This is a genomic window from Eggerthella sp. 1_3_56FAA (assembly GCF_000185625.1).
Classification (GTDB): Bacteria; Actinomycetota; Coriobacteriia; order Coriobacteriales; family Eggerthellaceae; genus Eggerthella; species Eggerthella lenta.
This window is the reverse complement of record NZ_GL622582.1, coordinates 200,791-203,123: the sequence shown is the minus strand read 5'-3', so window position 1 is coordinate 203,123 and position 2,333 is coordinate 200,791. Positions and strand designations below refer to the sequence as shown.

Here is a 2,333-nt window from a genome sequence, read left to right as displayed (position 1 = left end):
GCCGAGGACGCGGTGGGGGCCCTGCGCGCCCAGATCGCCGACCCGTCGCGCCTCGATCCCGACGAGCTGGAGATGCTCTACGAGACCGTGGCCGCCATGCAGCAGGACCTCAAGCGCCGCCGCGCCGCCCACAAGCCGCTTTCCCCGCGTTCCTGATCGGTTCCCTCGCCTCGCTCATGCGCGAGGCGAGGGATGGTATACTCGACGCGGAAGAAAGGAGGAGCCCGTGAGCCCCTTCGTCTGGTTGGCCGTCGCCGCCGTCATGGCGGTCGTCGAGGTCGCTTCGTTCGGCCTCATCACCATGTGGTTCGTCATCGGCGCGCTCGCGGCGTTCGCCGCGAACCTGCTCGGCGCCGATCTGCTCGTGCAGATCGTCGTGTTCCTGGTCGTTTCCGTCGTGTGCCTCGTGGCCCTGCGCCCCGTGTTCGTGAAGTACCGCGACCGCGGAAAGCAGGAGGAGCCCACCCATGTCGGGCAGACCGCCGTCGTGGTGGAGGACGTCGACAACGAGGGACTCACCGGCCGCGTGGAAACCGACAACCGCATGACCTGGGCCGCGCGTTCCGCCGACGGCTCGTTCATCCCCCAGGGCGCCGTCGTGCGCATCGTGGGGCAGGAGAGCGTGAAGCTCATCGTCGAAAGGAAGGTGTCCTAGCATGATCACCCTCGACCCGCTTCTGATCGCCATCATCGTGATCGTCGTGCTCGTGGTGCTGTTCTCGGTCACGTGCATCAAGATCGTCCCGCAGGCCGAAGCCGCCATCGTCGAGCGTCTGGGCTCGTACCTCGACACGTGGAACAACGGCCTGCACGTCAAGGTGCCATTCATCGACCGCGTGCGCCCCTACATCTCGCTCAAGGAGCAGGTGTTCGACTTCCCGCCGCAGCCCGTCATCACGAAGGACAACGTCACCATGTCCATCGACTCGGTGGTGTTCTTCAGGATCATGGATCCGAAGCTGTACACCTACGGCGTGGAGAGCCCGATCCTCGCCATCGAGAACCTCTCGGCCACCACGCTGCGCAACATCATCGGCGACTTGGACCTGGACACCACGCTGACCTCGCGCGACACCATCAACGCGAAGATGCGCGCCATCCTCGACGAGGCCACGGACGCCTGGGGCATCAAGGTGAACCGCGTCGAGGTGAAGAACATCACGCCGCCCGCCGCCATCCAGCAGGCCATGGAGAAGCAGATGAAGGCCGAGCGCGAGAAGCGCGAGGCGGTGCTTCTGGCCGAGGGCGAGAAGCAGGCCGCCATCACCATCGCCGAGGGCAACAAGCAGGCGCAGATCCTGTCCGCCGAGGCCGCGAAGCAGCAGGTGATCCTCGCCGCCGAGGCCGAGAAGGAGAAGCAGATCCGCGAGGCCGAGGGCGAGGCCGAGGCCATCAAGAACGTGCAGCAGGCGACGGCCGACGGCATCCGCATGGTGCGCGAGGCCGGCGCCGACAACGCCGTGCTCACGCTGCAGGCCTTCGAGGCGCTCAAGGCGGTGGCCGACGGGCAGGCCACGAAGCTCATCATCCCCTCCGAGATCCAGGGCATGGCGGGACTGGCCGCCTCCCTCAAGGAGATCGTGGCGGACGACAAGCAATAGCCCTTCCCACCTCGCGTTTTGTGGAGCTTTCGGAAGTTCGCTGGACAAGGCGCGCCCGAAACCGGACAATACGAATCCGACGATAACCCGCGCCGCCCCGAATCGGGCGGCGCGTCCCATAGATTCTAAAAGGACGTGTTGACCGTGATTTCCATCGTGCAGTCTCCCAACCCCATCCTGAACCAGATGTGCGACCCGTGCGATCTGGACGACAAGGGCCTGAAGAAGCTGGCCAAGCAGATGGCCAAGGCCATGTACAAGAACGACGGCTGCGGCATCGCCGCGCCGCAGCTGGGCGTGACGAAGCGCCTCGTGGTGATCGATTGCGATCAGGACGAGGGCGAGCAGGACCCCATCGTGCTGGTGAACCCCGTGCTCGTTGACACGCAGGGCGATCCTATCGTGGTGGGCGAGGGGTGCCTGTCGTGCCCCGGCATCTCGGTGCCCATCGCGCGCCCGCCGTTCGCGCGCGTGCGCTACTTCGACCTCGACGGCGAGGAGTGGGAGATCGAGGGCGAAGGCCTCCTCGGCCGCTGCCTGCAGCACGAGCTGGACCACCTCGACGGCATCACCATGTTCGAACGCTGCGACCCGATGACGCGCATCGAGGCGCTGCGCGATTACGAGATCGCGCTGGCGGCCGGCGCCCGCCCGGGGGAGACCTCGCTCGAAGCGCGGGTGCGCTAGCCATGCGCGTCGTGTTCATGGGCACGCCCGAGTTCGCGGCCGCCA

At 66.5% G+C, this 2,333-nt stretch carries 3 protein-coding genes; all 3 read left to right on the top strand.

The features are described 5' to 3' along the window. The first annotated feature begins 226 nt into the window (after positions 1-226). The 3 genes from HMPREF1023_RS14175 (at position 227) to def (ending at position 2,288) form a co-directional block, all read left to right on the top strand. On the top strand, positions 227-655 hold the full coding sequence (locus HMPREF1023_RS14175) for an NfeD family protein (RefSeq protein WP_009307134.1): 429 nt from the start codon (positions 227-229) through the stop codon (positions 653-655). A 1-nt stretch (position 656) separates the two neighbouring features. Next, on the top strand, positions 657-1,601 hold the full coding sequence (locus tag HMPREF1023_RS14170; protein ID WP_009307133.1) for an SPFH domain-containing protein: 945 nt from the start codon (positions 657-659) through the stop codon (positions 1,599-1,601). Between the two features lie 135 nt (positions 1,602-1,736). Next, positions 1,737-2,288, top strand: a complete 552-nt coding sequence (gene def, locus HMPREF1023_RS14165) for a peptide deformylase (protein WP_009608587.1) — start codon at positions 1,737-1,739, stop codon at positions 2,286-2,288. Positions 2,289-2,333 lie beyond the last annotated feature (45 nt).

Bases quoted from the DNA above. Each gene is read 5' to 3' on its own strand.
- HMPREF1023_RS14170 (WP_009307133.1), top strand. From the start codon at position 657: ATGATCACCCTCGACCCGCTTCTGATCGCCATCATCGTGATCGTCGTG.